The 14702-nt window shown below is 34.8% G+C and carries 15 protein-coding genes and 1 pseudogene; 13 read left to right on the top strand and 3 right to left on the bottom strand.

Translation table 11 applies throughout. The annotated features are described in order from the left end of the window. Positions 1-17: 17 nt before the first annotated feature. From KD050_RS04930 to KD050_RS04915, 4 genes are read left to right on the top strand one after another with little or no spacing between them, the layout of a single operon-like run. Positions 18-740 (top strand): amino acid ABC transporter ATP-binding protein, encoded by a 723-nt coding sequence (locus tag KD050_RS04930; RefSeq protein WP_211895121.1) that lies wholly within the window; start codon positions 18-20, stop codon positions 738-740. Between the two features lie 29 nt (positions 741-769). After that, complete coding sequence (locus KD050_RS04925; RefSeq protein ID WP_211895120.1) at positions 770-1600, top strand: transporter substrate-binding domain-containing protein; 831 nt, start codon at positions 770-772, stop codon at positions 1598-1600. A 43-nt stretch (positions 1601-1643) separates the two neighbouring features. Continuing rightward, on the top strand, positions 1644-2342 hold the full coding sequence (locus KD050_RS04920; protein WP_211895119.1) for an amino acid ABC transporter permease: 699 nt from the start codon (positions 1644-1646) through the stop codon (positions 2340-2342). A 47-nt stretch (positions 2343-2389) separates the two neighbouring features. Further along, positions 2390-4042, top strand: a complete 1653-nt coding sequence (locus KD050_RS04915) for a M20/M25/M40 family metallo-hydrolase (RefSeq protein ID WP_211895118.1) — start codon at positions 2390-2392, stop codon at positions 4040-4042. A 447-nt stretch (positions 4043-4489) separates the two neighbouring features. Here KD050_RS04915 and KD050_RS21485 read toward each other — a convergent pair. Then, positions 4490-5187, bottom strand: a pseudogene (locus tag KD050_RS21485) (M24 family metallopeptidase). A gap of 182 nt (positions 5188-5369) precedes the next feature. Here KD050_RS21485 and rpoN point away from each other — a divergent pair. Next, positions 5370-6677, top strand: coding sequence for an RNA polymerase factor sigma-54 (rpoN, locus tag KD050_RS04900; protein ID WP_211895115.1), 1308 nt, complete (start codon positions 5370-5372; stop codon positions 6675-6677). 90 nt (positions 6678-6767) lie between these two features. Here rpoN and KD050_RS04895 read toward each other — a convergent pair whose 3' ends face one another. After that, the gene (locus KD050_RS04895) at positions 6768-7001 is read right to left on the bottom strand and encodes a hypothetical protein (protein WP_211895114.1); all 234 of its coding nucleotides are present in this window, start codon (positions 6999-7001) and stop codon (positions 6768-6770) included. A 61-nt stretch (positions 7002-7062) separates the two neighbouring features. Between KD050_RS04895 and KD050_RS04890 the strand changes: the two genes are divergently transcribed. Continuing rightward, positions 7063-7254, top strand: a complete 192-nt coding sequence (locus tag KD050_RS04890; RefSeq protein WP_211895113.1) for an aminopeptidase P family N-terminal domain-containing protein — start codon at positions 7063-7065, stop codon at positions 7252-7254. A gap of 209 nt (positions 7255-7463) precedes the next feature. On the opposite strand, the gene KD050_RS04885 is transcribed toward KD050_RS04890, so the two are convergent. Continuing rightward, complete coding sequence (locus KD050_RS04885) at positions 7464-8102, bottom strand: 2OG-Fe(II) oxygenase (RefSeq protein ID WP_211895112.1); 639 nt, start codon at positions 8100-8102, stop codon at positions 7464-7466. A 481-nt stretch (positions 8103-8583) separates the two neighbouring features. Here KD050_RS04885 and KD050_RS04880 point away from each other — a divergent pair, with 481 nt between their 5' ends. From KD050_RS04880 to KD050_RS04850, 7 genes are all read left to right on the top strand, one after another. Further along, positions 8584-9051, top strand: coding sequence for a hypothetical protein (locus tag KD050_RS04880; protein ID WP_211895111.1), 468 nt, complete (start codon positions 8584-8586; stop codon positions 9049-9051). A gap of 154 nt (positions 9052-9205) precedes the next feature. Continuing rightward, positions 9206-9490: a DUF3219 family protein gene (locus KD050_RS04875; protein ID WP_211896204.1), complete on the top strand. Its 285-nt coding sequence runs from the start codon at positions 9206-9208 to the stop codon at positions 9488-9490. A 16-nt stretch (positions 9491-9506) separates the two neighbouring features. Next, entirely contained in the window at positions 9507-10511 is a 1005-nt protein-coding gene (locus tag KD050_RS04870) for an LLM class flavin-dependent oxidoreductase (RefSeq protein ID WP_211895110.1), read from the top strand. A 617-nt stretch (positions 10512-11128) separates the two neighbouring features. After that, positions 11129-11476 carry a PadR family transcriptional regulator gene (locus KD050_RS04865; RefSeq protein ID WP_211895109.1) on the top strand — a complete coding sequence of 116 codons (348 nt, stop codon included), beginning with the start codon at positions 11129-11131 and terminating at the stop codon, positions 11474-11476. Continuing rightward, positions 11463-12470: an HAAS signaling domain-containing protein gene (locus tag KD050_RS04860; protein WP_211895108.1), complete on the top strand. Its 1008-nt coding sequence runs from the start codon at positions 11463-11465 to the stop codon at positions 12468-12470. The genes KD050_RS04865 and KD050_RS04860 overlap by 14 nt, the downstream gene beginning before the upstream one ends. A gap of 330 nt (positions 12471-12800) precedes the next feature. Beyond that, the gene (locus KD050_RS04855; RefSeq protein WP_211895107.1) at positions 12801-13937 is read left to right on the top strand and encodes a YibE/F family protein; all 1137 of its coding nucleotides are present in this window, start codon (positions 12801-12803) and stop codon (positions 13935-13937) included. Continuing rightward, on the top strand, positions 13934-14698 hold the full coding sequence (locus tag KD050_RS04850; RefSeq protein WP_211895106.1) for a YibE/F family protein: 765 nt from the start codon (positions 13934-13936) through the stop codon (positions 14696-14698). The genes KD050_RS04855 and KD050_RS04850 overlap by 4 nt, the downstream gene beginning before the upstream one ends. Positions 14699-14702 lie beyond the last annotated feature (4 nt).

The following is a 14702-nucleotide window of genomic DNA, read 5'->3' as shown; positions in this document are numbered from 1 at the left end:
GTAAGGTGGTATCTTACATGATAATAGTAAAGAATTTGAAAAAATCTTTTGGGGATTTAGAAGTTCTAAAAGATATCAATGTGGAAATAAACCAAAAAGAAGTAGTAGTTGTCATAGGTCCTTCTGGCTCAGGAAAGTCAACATTCCTACGTTGTCTAAACAAGTTAGAAGAGACAACTTCCGGAACAATTCTATTAAATAATATTAACCTCACAGATAAAAAAATTAATATCAATAAAGTGCGAGAAGATATCGGAATGATTTTTCAGCAGTTCAACCTATTTCCTCACAAGACCGTTTTAGAGAATATTATTATCGCCCCTATGAGAATACGAAAAAAAAGTAGAAAAGAAGCAGAAAAAATTGCATTTAATCTACTGGAAAAGTTGGGCTTAGTTGATAAAGCAGGGGCATATCCCGACTCGCTTTCCGGGGGGCAAAAACAAAGGATTGCAATAGCTAGAGCGCTTGCAATGGAACCAAAAGTAATGCTTTTTGATGAACCGACTTCTGCACTAGATCCTGAAATGGTTGGAGAAGTTCTTAATGTGATGAAAGAACTTGCCAAAGAAGGAATGACAATGGTTGTTGTTACCCATGAAATGGGGTTTGCGCGTGAAGTAGGGGATCGTGTAATTTTTATGGATGAAGGCTATATCATCGAGGAAGCTCACCCATCCCAATTATTTAGTAAACCTCAACATGAGCGTACAAAGGCGTTTCTATCGAAAATTTTATAAGAAATAACAAATAGTTTGTAAAAATAGAGATGGAGGAAAAAATTATGAAAAAGAATTCTTTATTTGCTGTGATAATCTTATGCACATCTCTTATTTTGTTATTAGCAGGATGTGGAAACAAGGAAGTTTCTACGAATGTTAGTGCTACCGAGCAAGAAAGTGAAGCGGATTTGAAATTAGTGCATGATGGAAAACTAACTTTTGCGATGAGTGGGCTACTTAAACCATTAAACTATAAGGATAATGGCAAACTTGTTGGTTTTGACGTTGAAATTGGTACCGAAATTGCAAAACGTATCGGGCTAGAGCCAAACCCAGTAACGAATCCTTGGGAAACAATACTTCAAGGATTAAAAGGGAAAAAATACGATGTAATCATAGGAAGTATGACTGCCACAGAAGAACGATCAAAACAGGTTGACTTTTCAGACCCATATTATATTTCTGGAGCGCAAATTTTCGTTGCAGAAACAAACGACACCGTTCAAACAAAGGATGATTTGGGTGAGAAATCAATTGGTGTAATGCAAGCAAGCACTCATAAAGAAGTAGCAGAGAAGTTATCGAACGAAGTGAAAGGATATCCAAGTGAAATATTTGCTTTGCAAGATTTAATACCAGGACGTATCGATGCAGTCATTACTGATAAAATCGTTGGAGTCTCTGCAATAAAGGAACAGGGAATGAAAATAAAAACAGTTGATGGTGTTCTAAATAGAGAAGAAATTGCTGTAGCAATTAATAAAGATCATCAAGCTTTACTAGACAAGATTAATGAAGCCATCGCAGAAATTATAGAAGATGGCACATATGAAAAAATAAGTATGAAATGGTTTGGCGTAAATATTATGGAGGACTAAACTAGCGACTATAAGGTTCCCTTAGTAAAGGAGATAACTTACAATGAGTTTCATCGAAAGTATTGCGTCCATTATCCAAAAACATGGAATTGCTTTTCTAGAAGCGACTACTATAACGATATCTATAACAGCTGTCTCTTTAATAATTGCAACTGTTATAGGTTTAGTATTTGCCTTCTTTAAAGTATCGAATATTTGGATACTTGAAAAACTTGCGGATCTCTACATCTTTATAGTTCGCGGTCTTCCATTAATAGTTTTAATCATGTTTTTGTATTACGGAATTTCCAGTGTTATTGTCCTAAGTGATTTTGTGGCCGGTGCGGTTGCATTAGGTATTCATTCCGGTGCATATTTAGCGGAAATTTTCAGGGGGGCAATACAATCTGTTGATAGAGGTCAAAACGAGGCAGCACGATCGCTTGGTATGACTGCTCCTTTGACAATGAGTACGATTATTTTGCCGCAAGCTTTCAAACGAGCGATTCCTGCATTAGGTAATCAGTTTATCATTGGTCTTAAAGATTCATCCCTTGTTGCTTATATTGCCGTTACTGAGCTATTCAGTCATGCCTTAACTGCTTCAGCTGAAAACTATATGCCATTTGAAACATACTTGGTGGTAGGATTCTACTACTTAGCGTTAGTCTTGATATTCACTCTCTTACTCAATTATGTTGAGAAAAGATTAGATACGGGTGTAGTAGGTAGAAAGTTAAAAAAGAATGCTTTCTCTTCATAATTATAAAAAGTCCAATACGTAGTGTGGCAAGAAAAGGAGTATGAAGTATGATTACTACAAAAAATGAAGTACTGAAATTGACAGAAGAACTTGTTCGTATTGAAAGTATAGTAGAAACACCAGGTGAAATCGATGCTGCTAAGAAAATATATGAAATGATTGCCGAGATGCGTTACTTTATCCAAAAACCTGACCAAGTAATTCTTTCTAAAACAAGTGATGACCAATTCGAAAGATATAATGTACTGGCATTTATAGAAGGTACAAAAGAGAGCGGTAACAAAAAGACAATTATCTTAATGGGCCATCTGGATACTGTTGGTATTGATGATTATACAAATTTAAAAGATGTTGCATGTAATCCAGATGAACTAATGAAGAAATTACACGATGAGCAACTTCCTCGTTTAGTAAAAGAGCAGCTCAACTCAGGAGAATGGTATTTTGGTAGAGGCGTATTAGATATGAAAAGTGGTGTAGCTAGCCATATGTCGCTTTTAAAGTATTTCTCTGAACATCCTGAAGAACTAGCAGGAAATCTTGTTTTCTTTTCAGAATGTGATGAAGAAGTAAGCTCCAAAGGTGTTTTATCTGGTCTAAAAGATTTGAAAAAATGGAAGGAAGAGCGTGATTTTGACTATATAGCATTAATAAATTCAGATTTCGTAGCTCCTTTATACGACGGAGATGTGAATCGTTATATTTATAAAGGAACTGTTGGGAAATTACTTCCTTCTTTTTTCATTACGGGAGCTGAAACGCATGTTGGCTCTGCCTTCGAAGGGTTGGACCCGAATTATATCGCAGCAGAATTGACGAGACAAATTAGCTATAACCCGGAATTATGTGATCGTCATTTAGGGGAAACACCTGCTCCACCACTTTCTTTAAAACAGATGGATTTAAAACCTAACTATACGGTGCAAACTGCTCTATCTGCTTACGTGTATTTTAATTTATTCGTGCATTCATGGACTCCACAAGAGGTTCTAACTAAGCTCACGGAACAAGCGAATATCGCTTTTGAAAACGCCGTCAAAACAATAAACGAACGATATGAAAGTTTTTGTAAACTAAGTGAGCAACCTTTCAAGCAATTACCATGGAAATCACGGGTAATCTTGTATGAAGACATGAATAAAATATTAAAAGAAGAACATGGGTCAGTTTTTGTAGAGCATATGAACAATTTTAAAGCGAATCTACTACTGGATGAAAACTTAGATACTAGAATGTTCGCGGCTAGAGTTGTAGAAGAGGAATGGAAATGGATGAAGGATCAAAGCCCAGCAATTATTTTACTATATTCATCCCTATATTCACCTTGCTTAGACCTTACCGGGAGGAATGAGCAAGAGGAAAAGCTGATTTCGGCCTTAGATAAAGCTATAGAAACAGTGCAACCTCAATACAAATACCCAATCGTTTCAAAAAATTACTTCCCGTATATTTGCGATATGAGTTGTGTTGCTTTAAAAGATGATGAAAAATCTATCCAATCAGTGATTAATAATAACCCGGCTTGGGGGACTAAGCATTATGTGAATTATGAAGATATTAGAGAAATCAATGTCCCTGCCATTAATATTGGACCTTATGGATATGATGCACATAAACGCCTTGAGCGTATGGAGATTGAATATTCTACCGAGGTTATTCCAGCAATAACGAAGGAAATCATTAAAACTCTAATTGGTTAGCTTACTACCCTGTGTAGAAACTTTCATGTTAATTCAAACAAACGTGAATGTTGTGATTTTCATGTTTGTTTCTGACACAGGGAACAAAGCCACGGTATTCTACCTGGCTCTGTTCTTTTAATTTCCATACAATGTCTGCCAGTTTGGGAAATTTGGAAGGTTTAGAAGAGATTTTCATACTTGATATCAGTAGTAAATGCTTTTCAAAAGCAAAGACTATCATTAAATTCAAAAGTTGATTTCGAAGATAGTCTAAATGCATGAAGATATTCTACAATGCATATTTTCTTTAGCTGAGTATTTCAATTCCCTTAGAACTCATATGATTCTCCCAGTACTGCTGTAATTTCCGTTTTCCTTCAACCACAGCAGGATGGACAGAATTAAAGTTCCTCCCTGTACACCCTAGGTTATAAGGAATTACAGGGGGACTTCAGTATAAACCGGCTATAAAATAATTAACTCTTTATTGGATTTTGTGCGTACTCCTCCAAGATTTGGAATATAGATGCCAGGTTCTATCGTTAAAACCATTCCTTCTTCAACCAGCTGCATACACTTCGGATTCATGAAAATATCTTCGTGTATATATAGACCAATTCTATGACCCATACCATGTCCATAATACTCTCCATATCCTCTTTCACTAATATAGTCACGGGTTAATACATCTGCCTCTTTCCCAGTCATTTCAGCTTTCATGTTCCAGGACGAATTACCGTTAAGATATGTGAAAACGCAGCATCCGAAATTTCTGCAGCTATTTCTGCTTCATTTTTAATCATACGTAACTTTTCTACTGCGTTGGAAAGTGTTACTAGCTCTGCTTTTATGCACTTACTGAGTTGTGTGTAGTATTGAAAGGAAACATGCTGTTGTTCGAGTCCTAAACTATTTATCTCTAGACTTTTTACTAGATGAGCAATTTCTTCACTGATAATGGCCCGATCTATTTCTTTCACAGTAAAACCATTAGTCTGAGCATTCGCCTGGCTAGTATAACGAAAATCTACAAGTTGATACGCTTTCGTTTTGGTAACAAGCACTGTACCGGCACTTCCCGTAAAGTCCGTTAGATATCTTCGATTAATACCATCAATGCCTTGTTCTTCAAACGTTTCTCTCAATTTTAGTAATTTTTCCATTCCAAACCTCAAAAACTTTTATTTTTAAATAATCAGAAAATTCTATTTTCGTATTTTCGTCTATTCAATACTATGCTACACTAAAAGTAGTATTTTATATAACAATAAAAAATTATCAAACTAATTAAAGTGATAGCTACGGAGAAAGCGCTTACATATAATGATAGAAAAGGATGATTTTTATGAATCTTTTTATTCAGCAACGGCAAGAAATGAAAATGCTAATGACCGTTCAGTTAAGACAGTCTATTGAATTACTTCAATACTCCACGCTAGAACTGGAACAATTTATACAACAGCAAGAATTAGAAAATCCGCTTATTGAGTTAGAATATAAAGAGGAAGAACAATACTTTGTAGAAAAAACAAATCATTCTTCTATTCATACTGAGAGTAAACAAAACGATTACGTGCAAAACCAGCGTATTGACTTTCGCTATGAATTGTTTGAACAGGTAAAGTTTACATTTTCAGATATCCCAACGCAAAGATTATTAAAAACGATTATTTTTAATCTGGACGATAGCGGTTATTTACATGTTGAAACATCTACTGAAAAGAATTGTTTCTCATTAAATGAGCAGGAAATAGAAAATGGGATCCATTTATTACAACAAATTGGTCCACTTGGCATCGGTGCTCGCAATTTAAAAGAATGTCTCCAACTACAAATTACATACCAGTATCCCGGAGAGACGTTAGCTAAAATTTTAGTAGCAGATTACTTACATTTTCTCGCAAATCATAAATGGAATGACATAGCTGCTGGCATGAATATTTCATTGACTAAAGTAAAAGAATTAAACGATTTTATTAAACTTTTAAATCCTAAACCTTGTGCTGCATTTGATACCCATGTAACAGAGTATATATGCCCTGATATTATTGTGGAACAAAAAGACAAGCATATTATCTTTCAATTGAATGATCGCTTTTTGCCTACTATACGGATGAATGATTATTATGCTGCTTTTCGCAAGAACAAATGCGAAACTGCAAAATATATACAGCCTCACTATCAACATTTTCAGTGGTTAATAAATAGCCTTGAACAGCGTCGTAATACCATTAATAAAATTATGAACATACTTATAAAAAGACAAGAAGAGTTTTTCAAGAAAGGTTTTTTATACTTGCAACCGTTAACATTAAAAGAGGTGGCAGATGCTATCGAAATGCACGAATCTACCGTTAGCCGTGCAACAACCAATAAAATAATTCAAACTACATTTGGCACTTTTGATATTAGAACTTTGTTTGCATCAAAACTAGAAACTGCAGATGGTGAAAGTATTTCACAAACGAAAGTAAAAGCGTTATTGCAAAATATAATCGCTAGTGAAAATAAACTAAATCCATATTCTGATCAAAAAATTGCTGAATATTTTAATGTTGAAAAAGGAATTTCAATTTCTAGAAGAACGATAAACAAATATAGGGAAGAATTGAACATCCCTTCTTCCAGCAAGAGAAAAGAAATTTCCGTTTAGCGGATAAAAGGCATCTGAAGATCCAATTTCAGATGCCTTTTTTAATAGAATAATAAAGTATATAATTTTCTGCTCCATAATACCGGTGTTTTAGATGTTTTGAAGAAAGTATTGATTCATCGATACATTTGATTTCCTTGCAGGCGGACACTTTCCACCAGGGAGCCTGGAGCCATCACCGCCGCTTGGACGAACTTCTGTTATGTCTCCTTTCTCTCCACTCATTCTGTTGGAGTCGCCGCCTACCACTACCATCAATGAAGTGAGTAATTCTCTGCATGAAGAGTTAGCATAGCTTATCGCTAAAACACGATTAGATGGCATGATAAATTGCATCCATGTTAACTTGTAGGACGGCTCGAGTTATCATAAAGGAGGAAATTAAATGGAAAGAATAACGAAGATTCAAAGTAAATTGGACGAATTGGACATTGATGGTTTGATGATTAATGGTGACTGGAATCGAAGATATGTTACTGGCTTTACGGGGAGCAACGGTATAGCTCTTATTACGAAAAATGATAATAAAATAATTACTGTTTACCGTTATCTGGAGCAGGTGCTAGTTGAATTTTGAATTCTATTAGAACTAGGTATCTTTTTTTATAAGCTGTCGTCTGCTAATGTACATAAAGAGTCCTCCTTCTTGTCTGAAAGTTTGTTCGCACTTACTTATTTAGACATTTAAGGGAGGACCTCTTTTTTGCTGCTAAAAACCCTTGTGTTATAAATGCTCAGAGTTACTAAATTGATTCAGTTGAAAAGTATTTAAGTTAAAGCACTTTTTCACCTTACTTTTTGCTTCCTCATCCATTGCGTTGCGACCCACTTTTCACCGGTAATAACTGGTGCTCCACCATGTAAAGTTAAATCGTTTAAACTTTGATCGTTATAGAAATACTCGAAATAAACTGCCATACCTTTTTTGGGCGTTACTGAAAAGTTTAGTTTAGGGAAATAAGTTTCTCCACCTTGTTCTACATCATTTAAGTACATAACGAGTGTACTAATTCTATTATTGTTTGCTACTTTGCTAGTTGATGAAAAGAAATCATTATGAGCTTTATACTCTTGACCAGGGGTATACTGAAGTATTTGAAGGCCTTCTCCGTGTTCAATGGGTATATTCATAATAGATGAGACCCTTTTTTCGACTCTAGCAATAATTTCGTTTTCACTTTCTTCAAAAAACATACTACTACTTGTTCTAAGTTCATTTACTTCGCGTGTCGTACCAATTTTTGAACGTTTCAATTTGTCCTTAGATAATCTGATTAGCTCATCACACTCTTCGTTACTTAAAACATTTCCTAAAACCACTATCAGTGGCTCCTCTAATCTAGTGACTATGTCAATCTCTCTATCTGTAATTATTTTACTTCCAACGTGATCAAATATAGTTTGCTCTTTATTCTTCGTTATCAACTTCAAATCACCTCTTAATCTATTAAATTTTCAAAACGAGTACGTTTACACGTCGTAAGACTTTATAAGCAAATGATTTTTCTTTTATTTCAAATACTTGAATAAAAAGGTAAACTCTTATGCTTTATTCTGGAATTAATTTCAATTTATTTTATCATACTATTTTTATATATCGCAAATTTGAGAAGATTAAAACAAAATTATTTTACTAATATCGGAGCTAATTGAGGAAGAGGATAATGATAAATAACTTCGCTTAAATTGGTTTCAATTAAATATTTTATGAAATAATACTTTAGCTAACGGATGCGTTGATCCAAGAAGGATTAAGATCTTTTAAAGAAGTAATGAGGATGGCTTGCAAAGTTCTTTAATTAATGAATATCGTGAGCTGCTAGAAAGAAAAAAATGTATACTTAATGCAATACATAAAAACGATAAAGTTGAGATTTGTAGATTAAATATGGGAGGGGACATGATCTTGGAATCTGGTGATTTTATTATTTGGGAACCACTTAAGAATAATCCATTTGATCGCTTTCATGAACCAATGAACTTAGTATCTTTGAATTATGATGGTGAAGATTTTGTATTAACCTTCTCGGCATTCAACAGTGAAGAAGAATTCAAATTCACATACAGGCAAAATGATCCTAGTTTTTATGCCATTCGTCATTTCCGTATTCTTAAGGAATGGACAAGAGGTGATATTGAAATCCTTATTAGTAAATTACGAGAGGAAAGGGAAGCTGAGGGATTGCCTAAGTTCGAGTACGATCCCACTTTTTACAAAATAGAAAATTCAAGTTTTGAATCTTGGTATAAGACTATTGATTTTTCTTTGCCATCACCTGAAGATTCTCATCTAGAACATCACTTGTATATATCATCCGATTATTTTATTGACGTACTAAGTGAAAATCAACCCACAATTACTAAATCAACTTAGATAATTTAACAACTAGAATAGGTGGTGCCGGTGACTGTATTTGAAGCATTAATTGTATAAATCCTTAATCACTATAAATACCTTCGAAGATGTTACACTAAATCCAATACTTAAATACGGAGGGTTTGGCATGAGCAAAAACGCAGAAGATAACATGGTGAAAGAAATTATACTAGATAATAAGTTAATTAAAGTAAACTATTATGAAGAAGAAACAGTAAATGGTTTACACCAAATTTCAATTGTGTTTAACGTAACAAGTGAAGAATATCATGATATTGCAACTTTATTGTATAAAGGTACTTTTGAAGTTACTGTTCCAGACTCTGTTTTATTTTTTCGGGGGACTATCAATAAATACTCTACTTCCATTACTAACTTATATGAGGAAGGGCAAGTTGGAGAATATAGATTGAGCTTGCTGGAAACGCAGATATAAGGAAGGGGCTAGAGAGATGAAGTTAAGTATTCTGGATCAATCGCCAATTTCTTCATATCAAACAGCTAAAGAGGCTCTAAATGAGTCTTTGAAGTTAGCACAAGCTGGAGAGGCATTGGGGTATACTCGCTATTGGGTTACAGAGCATCATGATTTACCTGGACTAGCAAGTTCAGCTCCAGAAGTGATTTTAAGTTATATTGGAGCAAATACCAATACAATTCGCATCGGCTCGGGAGCTGTTTTGTTGCCTCACTATAAGCCATTTAAGGTTGCAGAAGTTTATAATACACTCGCTACTTTATTTCCTAATCGTATTGATGTAGGTATAGGGCGAGCTCCAGGGGGTTCTGCTGAAGCAACCAATGCTCTATCGGATAATTTTTTGCAAAATGTCTATAAAATGCCTAGCTTAGTGAAGGATTTACTCCATTTTCTGGACGATGATTTTCCAGCTGAACACGAGTATTCTAAAATTTCTGCCTCACCAATTCCAGAAGTGTCGCCGGTTCCTTGGCTTCTTGGGACTAGTAAAAAGAGCGCTTTACTAGCTGCGGAAAATGGGATTGCTTATACATTCGGTCAATTTATGAGTGACAATGATGGGCAATCTATTATTCAGGAATATCTAGATGCTTTTACTCCTAGAAAACAAGGACAAACAGCACAAGTCATGGTAACTGTTTCAGTCATTTGTGCAGAAACAACTGAAAAAGCAAATGAAATTTCGTTAAGTGCGCTCATATGGGAACTGGAAAAAGCTAAAGGAGAAGGGCATCGTGGAGTTCCTTCTATTCAAGAGGCCAAGCAATATAAGTTGGACGATCGAGAGAAAGATACATTCGAAAATATGAAAAAGAATATAATTATTGGTAACCCAAAGGAAGTAAAACAGAAACTGCTCGAATTGCAAGCTACATATAAAGCAGATGAAATCATGCTGAGCACAATTACATATTCTGCTGAAGCAAGAAGAAATTCATATAAACTAATAGCAACAGAATTGCTCTTCAAAGATTAAATAGTGTGATGCAGCTACCCATTGTTAGAAACATTAAGTATGATTTTTGATGGACTAAGTGAACAACAACCCATACTCACAAGAAAATTACGATAAGAATGCTCGTGAAGTTATTAACTTCGCGAGCATTTTTTGAATTAATTTAATAATTAATATCTCAATTAAAAACACGGAAGTTCACTTGATTACACAATTTTTTTATTAGTAATAAATAAGGTTGATTCAGTTGATTGGAGCGGAGGGCGGCGACTCCAGCGGGACCAGCGCGACCTGAAAGCCCCGCAGGAAAGACATTGGTCAAACTTTGTTTGACCAATGTCTTTGCGACGAGTAACCGCAGGAGCATATGTTTTCGTAGTGACGAGGAGATTGAAGCCGTGCCCGCGGAAAGCGTCTGCCTGTTTCTGCATCGCTGCGCTAGCTTCGAAACATGAAAGTTCGTTGGAGCAGAAATCAACGTTATTTGGACTTCACTATTTAATATACTTTTAAAAGAAAGCCTAATTATATTCAGATTTTTTATAATGTAAATAAAAATTGTTATTAATTTTATAATAGTGTATTATACACAGTATAAGATAGTGTACGACGCATAGTATACATTAGTGAGGTGAAATATGGAAAAATTGCTAAGTTCATTAATAACAGAGCTACGGAGAGGAACATTGACGCTTGCTGTATTGAGCCAGCTCAGAACGCCTCAATATGGATACTCTTTAGTGCAACTTCTAGAAGAGTCGAGTGTTTCCATCGAGCAAAGCACCTTATATCCTTTGCTACGGCGTTTAGAAAAACAGGAATTAGTCGAGAGCAGCTGGGATACAACGGAGAGCAGACCGAGGAAATATTACGTATTAAGCGAATATGGAATCGGAATTTTGGAGCAGCTAAAAGCCGAATGGGAAAAATCAACGAAAGAACTTCAAAATTTATTAGAAGGAGATGTGAAAAATGCACCTGATTGATATTTATATACAGGAAGTGACACGCAGACTTCCAGTAAAAAGTCGTGATGACATTGCGCTTGAATTAAGGTCAACTATTGAAGATATGCTCCCGGAAAACTACTCAGAGAAAGAAGTAAAAGAGGTTCTCAAAAATCTAGGAAATCCAGCATCACTTGCTAGTGAATACTCAGAACGACCAATGTATTTAATAGGTCCAAGATACTTTGATCCGTATATGACTCTATTGAAAATAGTTATACCAATTGTGGCGATAATTGCATTTTTTGTTATTATTGTAGAAAATATCATTACTTATAGTGGCGAAGAAGACATAGTCAACGGAATTATTAACGTAATCATCTTAATCCTTGGCCATGGTATTTGGGGTATAATCAGTGCAACGATTCAGACTTTCTTTTGGATTACGCTAGTTTTTGCCATTTTGGAGCGCACGGATACTTCGAAAGAAAAATCACCGCTCACACCGGGTTGGACAGAATGGACACCTGATGATTTAAAAAGCACACCACTGATTTCAAAAGAGAAGAAAATTTCCACTGGGGATATATTTGGTAGCCTGTTTTGGATTGCTGTTTTTATTGCAGTCTACTTTAATGCTAGTCATTTACTAGGTGTTTATGAAAAAGTACAAGGCAAAATACAGCTAATAATTCCTACATTCGATCAGGAGGTATTACATTCGTATTGGCTTATTGTAATAGTTGCTTTAATAATAGAAATTGCTTTTGTATTTTATAAACTCATCGTTCGTCAATGGACATCTAAATTGGCAATTATGAATACGGTAAGAAATATAGTATCTACCATTGTATTTATCGTAGTTATTAGTACTGATCAGCTTATTAATAAAGAATTTTATATGTATTTAGAGGATTTGTTTGATTTGCCATTTGAGCTCAAAAATTCAGCTATCATAATTGTTATTGTGCTATGGTTATTCTTAAGCATTCTTGACATTGTGCAAGGATTTCGAAAAGGTAATACGAAATAATTACTCTACCCTCTGTAAGAAACATTCATGTTAATTCAAACAAACGTGAATATTGCGATTTTCATGATTGTTTCTTACACAGGGAACAGTAGCAAAGAGCATCCATCTATAAGGGTGCTTTTTTCTTGCCCTAAATTATTTTACTTGTAATGTTTCGTCCACTCTTTATCTTTACTTTTCACAACTATGTCGGATATGTATCAGATGTATACTTATGTGAAGAAATAAGAAACGAACCAAATTGATTAATACTCTCAATGTAGCCCATTGGCATGTTAAACAGCTATACTAAAATTATAATTTGGATACGTTAGTATCGGAGGTCTATTCATGAATTTCGTTGGAAGCATATATAAGATGAGCTTCAAGCATAAAATCTTTTTCACCGTACTCTTATGTAGTTTTATAGGTTCAGTTATTTTTGTTTTTAATAACCATTCTTTATATGAACGACCACTAGCTAGGGTCGTAAAAACAACTATAGAAGATGTGACGAAAGTAAATGATATTAATGGTAATGAAGATAAATTATATACACAACATATAATTGCAGAATTGAGAAATGGAGAGGATAAAGGTAAGGAGATTCATTTAACAAATGAATACTCTCAATCTAAAGCCTATGACCATCAGTTTCAAATTGGAAATGAGCTATTTATTAAAATAGATGAGCACATGGAAGATAGTGCGGAATTAACTGGGACCATTCTGGATGTCAAACGTGATAAGTATTTGTTGCTAGCTGGATGGGTATTTATATTTGTCTTATTAATCGTAGGAAAAAAGCAGGGGCTGTTTTCGTTCATTAGTTTAGCTTTTAATGCCGTAATTCTATCATATGCATTGGATATCTATATTCACACTTCCAATCAAAGTCTTTTATGGATTTGCGGAATAAGTGCTATTTTATTTACGGTTATTTCGTTGTTACTTGCAAACGGTTTAAATGATAAAACATATGCAGCAATTATAGCGACTCTGCTTGGAACTTTTATTTCACTATTGATTACTTATCTCGTTCTATTAGTAACAGGCGAAAAGGGACTTCGATATGAGGAAATGCAGTTTATTACTCGACCATATCGAATGGTGTTTATGGCAGGGCTGTTTCTCGGTTCTTTAGGAGCTGTGATGGATGTAGCTATAACCATGTCTTCTTCGATTTTTGGATTGTATGAGAAAAATAATGATATTTCAGTAAAAGCACTTATTACATCAGGGATGGAAATTGGAAAAGATATTATGGGAACGATGACTAATATTTTGTTTTTTGTTTATGTAAGTGGTTCAATTCCCACTCTTGTTCTCTATTTTAAGAACGCGGCTCCGTTTGGTTATACGCTTTCCTTAACTCTTTCACTGGAATTGGCTCGTGCGTTAGCTGGGGGAATAGGTATTGTGTTAACTATTCCGATAGGTCTCTATACCACATTATTTTTCATGAATAGAAAGAGGGCAAGACAATGAATGTATTAGTGATACTGGCCGGGATATTATTCCTATTGATGACCCTTATTGGCGGAAGAAAAGGAGTACGATCTTTTCTAGCTATATTTTTCAACTTTGGTGTCATTATTATAACTGTCATTTTGATGAACGACCCGATTATTGATCCAGTGATTTTAACAATAATTGCATGTGGAGTGATCAGCTGCATCAATCTTTTCTATATTAATGGAGTAAACAGCAAAACAAAAACAGCTTTTCTTTCAACGATTATCTGTACTGTTATCTTACTGTTGTTTATTATCTTTATCACTAACCAGGCTATGATTCAAGGATTCGGGGAAGAAGAAATAGGGGAACTTGGAATGTTTTCCTTATTGGTCGAAGTAGATTTTGTGAAAATTACGGTATCTGTGATTATTATGAGTACGATAGGCGCTATTACGGATACGGCTATAGCTGTTTCATCTCCTATGCGGGAAATCCATTTTCATCATCCGAATATTAGTCGAAAAGATTTGTTTCTCTCTGGATTAAATATTGGCAGAGATATATTAGGAACAAGTACGAATACGCTGTTTTTTGCCTTCTTTGGAGGCTATTTAGCATTGCTCATATGGTTTAAAGATTTATCGTATTCTGTTGGGGAAGTTGTAAATTCAAAGATTTTTAGTGCAGAAATGATAACCATTATTTGTGCTGGAATTGGTGTAACACTGGTTATCCCGATTACCACATGGATTACTGCCTACTTTTTTGTGAAGAACAAAGAAAATATCTGAGAAT

The organism is Psychrobacillus sp. INOP01 (genome assembly GCF_018140925.1).
Classification (GTDB): Bacteria; Bacillota; Bacilli; order Bacillales_A; family Planococcaceae; genus Psychrobacillus.
Note: the sequence above shows the minus strand (reverse complement) of the source record. Positions and strands in the feature narration are given on the sequence as shown.

Bases quoted from the DNA above. Each gene is read 5' to 3' on its own strand.
- KD050_RS04890 (WP_211895113.1), top strand. From the start codon at position 7,063: ATGGAAAGAATAACGAAGATTCAAAGTAAATTGGACGAATTGGACATT.
- KD050_RS04925 (WP_211895120.1), top strand. From the start codon at position 770: ATGGAGGAAAAAATTATGAAAAAGAATTCTTTATTTGCTGTGATAATC.
- KD050_RS04855 (WP_211895107.1), top strand. From the start codon at position 12,801: ATGAATTTCGTTGGAAGCATATATAAGATGAGCTTCAAGCATAAAATC.
- rpoN (WP_211895115.1), top strand. From the start codon at position 5,370: ATGAATCTTTTTATTCAGCAACGGCAAGAAATGAAAATGCTAATGACC.
- KD050_RS04875 (WP_211896204.1), top strand. From the start codon at position 9,206: ATGGTGAAAGAAATTATACTAGATAATAAGTTAATTAAAGTAAACTAT.
- KD050_RS04895 (WP_211895114.1), bottom strand. From the start codon at position 7,001: ATGCCATCTAATCGTGTTTTAGCGATAAGCTATGCTAACTCTTCATGC.
- KD050_RS04850 (WP_211895106.1), top strand. From the start codon at position 13,934: ATGAATGTATTAGTGATACTGGCCGGGATATTATTCCTATTGATGACC.
- KD050_RS04860 (WP_211895108.1), top strand. From the start codon at position 11,463: ATGCACCTGATTGATATTTATATACAGGAAGTGACACGCAGACTTCCA.
- KD050_RS04865 (WP_211895109.1), top strand. From the start codon at position 11,129: ATGGAAAAATTGCTAAGTTCATTAATAACAGAGCTACGGAGAGGAACA.
- KD050_RS04915 (WP_211895118.1), top strand. From the start codon at position 2,390: ATGATTACTACAAAAAATGAAGTACTGAAATTGACAGAAGAACTTGTT.
- KD050_RS04920 (WP_211895119.1), top strand. From the start codon at position 1,644: ATGAGTTTCATCGAAAGTATTGCGTCCATTATCCAAAAACATGGAATT.
- KD050_RS04870 (WP_211895110.1), top strand. From the start codon at position 9,507: ATGAAGTTAAGTATTCTGGATCAATCGCCAATTTCTTCATATCAAACA.
- KD050_RS04930 (WP_211895121.1), top strand. From the start codon at position 18: ATGATAATAGTAAAGAATTTGAAAAAATCTTTTGGGGATTTAGAAGTT.